At 72.6% G+C, this 4,841-nt stretch carries 6 protein-coding genes and 1 pseudogene; 5 read left to right on the plus strand and 2 right to left on the minus strand.

What is annotated here, in order from left to right; genetic code table 11:
- Positions 1-482, plus strand: a pseudogene (locus tag ACLQ24_RS28570) (hypothetical protein); the annotation flags it as partial.
- Between the two features lie 193 nt (positions 483-675).
- Here ACLQ24_RS28570 and ACLQ24_RS28575 read toward each other — a convergent pair.
- Positions 676-1,062: a DUF2267 domain-containing protein gene (locus tag ACLQ24_RS28575; RefSeq protein ID WP_425894840.1), complete on the minus strand. Its 387-nt coding sequence runs from the start codon at positions 1,060-1,062 to the stop codon at positions 676-678.
- A gap of 351 nt (positions 1,063-1,413) precedes the next feature.
- Here ACLQ24_RS28575 and ACLQ24_RS28580 point away from each other — a divergent pair, with 351 nt between their 5' ends.
- From ACLQ24_RS28580 to ACLQ24_RS28590, 3 genes are all read left to right on the plus strand, one after another.
- On the plus strand, positions 1,414-1,575 hold the full coding sequence (locus ACLQ24_RS28580; RefSeq protein WP_425894841.1) for a hypothetical protein: 162 nt from the start codon (positions 1,414-1,416) through the stop codon (positions 1,573-1,575).
- 129 nt (positions 1,576-1,704) lie between these two features.
- Complete coding sequence (locus ACLQ24_RS28585) at positions 1,705-2,037, plus strand: STAS domain-containing protein (RefSeq protein ID WP_425894842.1); 333 nt, start codon at positions 1,705-1,707, stop codon at positions 2,035-2,037.
- The gene (locus ACLQ24_RS28590) at positions 2,037-2,462 is read left to right on the plus strand and encodes an ATP-binding protein (protein ID WP_425894843.1); all 426 of its coding nucleotides are present in this window, start codon (positions 2,037-2,039) and stop codon (positions 2,460-2,462) included. Before ACLQ24_RS28585 ends, ACLQ24_RS28590 begins: the two co-directional genes overlap by 1 nt.
- A gap of 13 nt (positions 2,463-2,475) precedes the next feature.
- Here ACLQ24_RS28590 and ACLQ24_RS28595 read toward each other — a convergent pair whose 3' ends face one another.
- On the minus strand, positions 2,476-4,020 hold the full coding sequence (locus ACLQ24_RS28595) for a PP2C family protein-serine/threonine phosphatase (protein ID WP_425894844.1): 1,545 nt from the start codon (positions 4,018-4,020) through the stop codon (positions 2,476-2,478).
- A 317-nt stretch (positions 4,021-4,337) separates the two neighbouring features.
- Between ACLQ24_RS28595 and ACLQ24_RS28600 the strand changes: the two genes are divergently transcribed.
- On the plus strand, positions 4,338-4,769 hold the full coding sequence (locus tag ACLQ24_RS28600) for a nuclear transport factor 2 family protein (RefSeq protein ID WP_425894845.1): 432 nt from the start codon (positions 4,338-4,340) through the stop codon (positions 4,767-4,769).
- The last annotated feature ends 72 nt before the right edge of the window (positions 4,770-4,841 follow it).

Raw genomic sequence — 4,841 nt, forward strand, 5'->3', positions numbered from 1 at the left:
AAAGCCGCCGCGCATCACGTACCGCAACACCCATACACGGACAACGATCACGGCACCTTTGGGTTACTGGTCAATACCTCACCGTCGCGTCCGACGGCGAGGCGGTACGGGGCACCGTCACCTTCGACTACCAGGGTCCGAGCACGGCCGCCCCGGCCGGCTGGGCGGTGCCGACGGAGGGCCCCGATCCCGCCCTGCTCGCTCAGGCAGAGGGCACCTCGTCGGCGTCCGCCGTGCCGGCCGCGACACTCGATCCGGCCGTCACCCCCGCCGCCGCGCCGCCGGCATCCCCATCGGACCGTGGGCTGCCGTCATGGGTGGTACCTGCCGCCATCGTCGCCGTCGTCGGCACGATCATCGTCGTGGCGGCCCGCCGCCGCCCGGTGCCACGGCCATCCGGTGGCGCGGCCCGCGCGCGCGGTGCCGCCCCGCGTCCCCGCAGCGGCACGAAGAGCCGGCCGGCCCGCCGCGGCCGCCGCTGAGACCTGCCTACGGTCGCGGTGCGGCGCTCGCCCCGGCCGGATAGCCGGCCCTATCTCGGGACATTCCGGGATGAGTGCCGCGACCTTTCGCACGAACATCGTGAAATCTTGATGTATCGATGCGAAGGCATGGACACCATGATCGAAACCCCGCCGGCCGGTCAGACCACGCGCCGTGCCGTCGGTCGGCCGGTCAGGGACCGTGCGGCAAGGGTTCGGCCAGCGCTCGCAGATCCGCCGGGAGTTGGGACAGGGCATCGGAGAACTCCCGGTGCCCGACCACCCGGTGCATCGTCGCGAGGACCGCCCGTACGCCCCGCTCGGCTCCGCTCCGGTCCGTGCCGGCGCGGTCGGCCACGCGTCGCAGGAACTCGTCGTACCCGAATGTCTCGGGCGGTTCGGCGGCCTTGACCAGCAGCGGACTCAGCTCGTCGGCCACGTGCGGTGCGAGCGCGGCGGCCTCCCCGCCGCTGAGACGCTCGGTGAGCGTCCGCAGAACGGCCTCGGTCAGCGGGCGTGCCTCGGCCGGCGGGATGCCCGCCCGTGCCGCGACCTTGTCGACGAACGCCAGTTCGGCCATGGTCCCGCCCCTTCCGTCGCCGGGACGCGTGGCTACCCGGGCCGGAGGGCGGCAAACCCGGAGCCACCTGCCCGGCGGTTCTGTCGGTTGCGCCGCGTCCCACCGGCGCCGTCTCGTACGGTGAGGTCGGACCGGGACCACGGCGGGCGGCCCGACGGCGGCCCGACGGCGGCCCGTGCCGCAGGAGGAGCAGATGGCGGTCGACCTGCCCGACGTGATCGACAGGTGCTTCCGAGCGGTCGGCGACGCTGACCTGGACGCCTTCGTCGCCTGCTTTGCGGACACCGCGAGCGTGGCCGACGAGGACCGCCGGTACGACGGCCGACCGTCCGATCTTGGCGGGAGCGGACGATGTCGGAGTACTCGTACACCGCCGAGCCGGTGCGGGTCACGCCGCAGGCCGGCGACTCGTACCTGGTCCTCACGCGGGTGTCGGGCGACTTCCCCGGCAGCCCGATCGACGCGCGGTGGCGCGAGCTGAGCGAGTCCGTCGCGTTCGGCGCGGGGTCCTGACCCGTCCGCCATCGCACAGTGGCCGCGCCTTCTTGATCAACCGCCGAACGGAGGACACGGCGAGGAGGCCATCGGATGACATGATGTCCGGACAACGGCTGACGCTACGAGGAAGGGTGCTGCTGTCCGATGGCGCACTTCGAGGCCCGCACGTCCACGACACCCGGACGGATCGTGGTCACGCTGACCGGTGAGTGCGACCTGGCGGCCCAGCCCGAGCTGACGACCGTACTCTCCGCGGCGGTACGCGCCGCCCCGGTGGTGGTGGTCGACGTGGGCGGGCTGCGGTTCCTCGACTCCACTGGCCTGCACGGCCTGGTGACCGCCCATCAGGCGGCGCGCGCGAACGGCCGACGTCTGTACGCGGTGAACGCCTCCGGCCCGGTCGCGACCGTCCTCGACATCACCGGCATCGGCAACCTGCTGCGTCCGCCCGCCGACGACCCGCAGCTGGCGGGCTGATGGCGGCCGACCGTCGGGAGACCCACACCGTGGCCGAGGAACCCCCGTCCGCCTCGCGCACCGACACGATGACGTACGAGGTGGCGACCGACCTGCGGGCGCTGCGCGCCTTCGTCTGCGGCGGCGCCACCGCGCGGAGCCTGTCGGCCGAGCGGGTGGAGCTGCTGGTGCTCGCGGTCAGCGAGCTGGCGACCAACACGTTGCAGCACACCGTCGGCGGTGGCCGGGTCCGGCTCTGGGCCGAGGGTGACCAGGTGTTCTGCGACGTCGTCGACCAGGGCCGGGCACGGGTGCTCGGCCGGGACATGCCCGTCGCCACCGCGGTACGCGGCCGTGGACTGGCCATCGTCGAGCAGGTCTGCGACGAGGTGACCGTGCACGCCGGCCCCGAGGGCACGGTCGTCCGGATCCGGCTCGCCCGCTGAGCCGGACGGCGGATCAGGGCAGTACGCGCACGGCGAGGGTGCAGGTGTCGTCGTCCGGGCTGGGGTGGTGCAGCAGTGTGCGCAGTCGGGTGAGGGTCTGCTCCCCCGGCGTCGCGCTGAGCGTGGACAGGGTGGCGCGTATCTGGGGTGACCGGTCCTGCTCGGGCTCCCGCCGCTCGACCAGGCCGTCGGTGTAGAACAGCACGAGGTCGTCGGGGCGCAGCCGCGGGGCGCGCATCGGGTACGTCGAGTTGTCGGCGGCGCCCAGCAGCAGACCCGGCGGACGGTCGAGCGGTTCGGTCCGGCCGGCGCGGGACAGCAGCGGCGCCATGTGCCCGGCGCTGCCCCAGCAGAGCATCCGGGTCGCCGGGTCGTACACGGCGACCACGGCGGTTCCGGTGATCGAGAGCTGGCCGCAGAGCCGGTTGAGGTGACCGAGCAGCACCGACGGGTCCTGGATGCCGATCGACAGCCAGGCCACCAGGGCGAAGCGCAGGTGCGCCATCCCGCTCGCCGCGTCCAGGCCGTGACCGGCCACGTCGCCGACGGCGAGCACGACCTTTCCGTCCGGTAGGGACTGCGCGTGATACCAGTCACCGCCGACCCGCGCGGTGCTCTCGGCGGGCAGGTAGTTGACCACCGCCTCGATGCCGGGCAGCGCGAACGTCTCGCGGGGCACCGGCTGGATGAGGTTCTGCAACTGCCCGGCGAGCCGGTGCTCGGCCAGCGCGGTCAGCTCCCGCGTCCGCAACTGGTCGCTGAGCCGTTCGATGGCGGTCCGTGAGTCCACCCGGGCGGTCACGTCCTGCACCACGGCGTGGATCTTCAGCGGTACGCCGTCCGCGTCCCGGGAGACGTCGGAGAGGATCCGCAGCCACCGCACCCCGCCGGCCGTCTGGAACCGGACCGTCACGTCGGAGGACGCCCCGCTGTCCAGCGTCTGCCAGGCTGCCTCGCGCAGCATGTAGTCGTCGGGGAGCAGGGCGGCGGCCTGCTCGGTGCGCGACAGTGGGCCGAGGGCCGGATCACGCTCGAAGATGCGGTACATCCCCGGCGACCACTGGCTGACCCCGCTGGCCAGGTCGTACTCCGCCCAGCCGAGGCTGCCCAGCAGCTCGGTGCGGTCCAGGCGTCGACGGTCCTCGTCGAGCCGCTGCCAGGACACCAGCAGGCCACCGAGGACGCGGTGCACCTCGACGTCGAACAGCGAGTCGGCGACGACGCCGGTGCGCCTCTCCACGTACCGGAAGTCGGCCAGGCGGCCGGAGGAGCCGGTGCTGAGCACCTGTTCGTAGAGCTGCCAGAGGGGCCCGCCGACCATGCTGGGGTACAGCTCGCTGAGGCATGCCCCCACCCGGTCGACGCCCCGACGGTAGATGTCGTTGCTCTGCCCGCTGGTGGCCGCGATCCGGAAGTCGGCGACGGGCCGATGGTCGTCGGGCACCGGCACCAACCAGGTGCACCCGGCCGGGACCACCGCGAGGATCTCCCGGACCACAGCCTCGACCGGTCGCGTCGCTTCGGCGGCGTGCGCGCCCGGACCGTCCTGGTCCGCCATGGCACGAAGCCTAGTACGCACCGCTGCCTGGGCAGTACAGCTAGCCCATGGTGGCGCGGGCAGCGGTGTCGATGAGGTCTGCGACCGGGCCCGGTCGGGAGACCGCCACGGCGTGCGACGCGTCGATCTCGACCGTGGTGGATCCAGGGCAGCCCCGTCTGCTGCCCGAAGTGTCAGGAGCAGCATCCACTCGCCATCACCTTCCGCAACATAAGGCCAGCCTTCGGCATGAATGAGACTCCTGCCGGCGATTCGGAAGACCGGCGGGCGCGCCGCCGCGCCGATGCGCCCACGCCCGGGCGACGTGGCCTGCCACAATGCGGTCAGTCCGGACGGTGGCACCGGGCGCGGGAGACCGGGAGGACGGCACCATGCCGGACAGCGCACGTGAGGCGGAGCTGCTCGACGCCGAACGCACCCTGCAGGCCGCGCAGAGGGCCGCTGACGTCGCCGCCCTGGACCAGTTGCTGGTCGACCAACTGATCGCGATCGGCCCCGACGGCCGCAAGCACACCAAGGCGGAGGATCTCGCCGCGCACCGGGACCGGACCTCGGTCATCGAGGAGCTGCTCGAGGAGGAGTTGGACCTGCTCGTCGTCGGGTCGACCGGTGTGACGTTCTGCCTGGCCCGGGTCGCCGGGATGTTCGACGGCGCGCCGTTCGCCGCTCGCCTGCGCTACACCCGCACCTGGGTGCACGACGACCCGCACGGTTGGCGGGTCCTCGCCGCGCACATCAGCCAGGTCTGAGAGACTGTCGGGTAACTGGGTGGGGGCGGAACGTCACGCCGAGACACGTCGATGGAAGGTCCTCGACAAATA

This window comes from Micromonospora sp. DT4, from assembly GCF_049841675.1.
In the GTDB taxonomy this organism is placed as follows: domain Bacteria; phylum Actinomycetota; class Actinomycetes; order Mycobacteriales; family Micromonosporaceae; genus Micromonospora.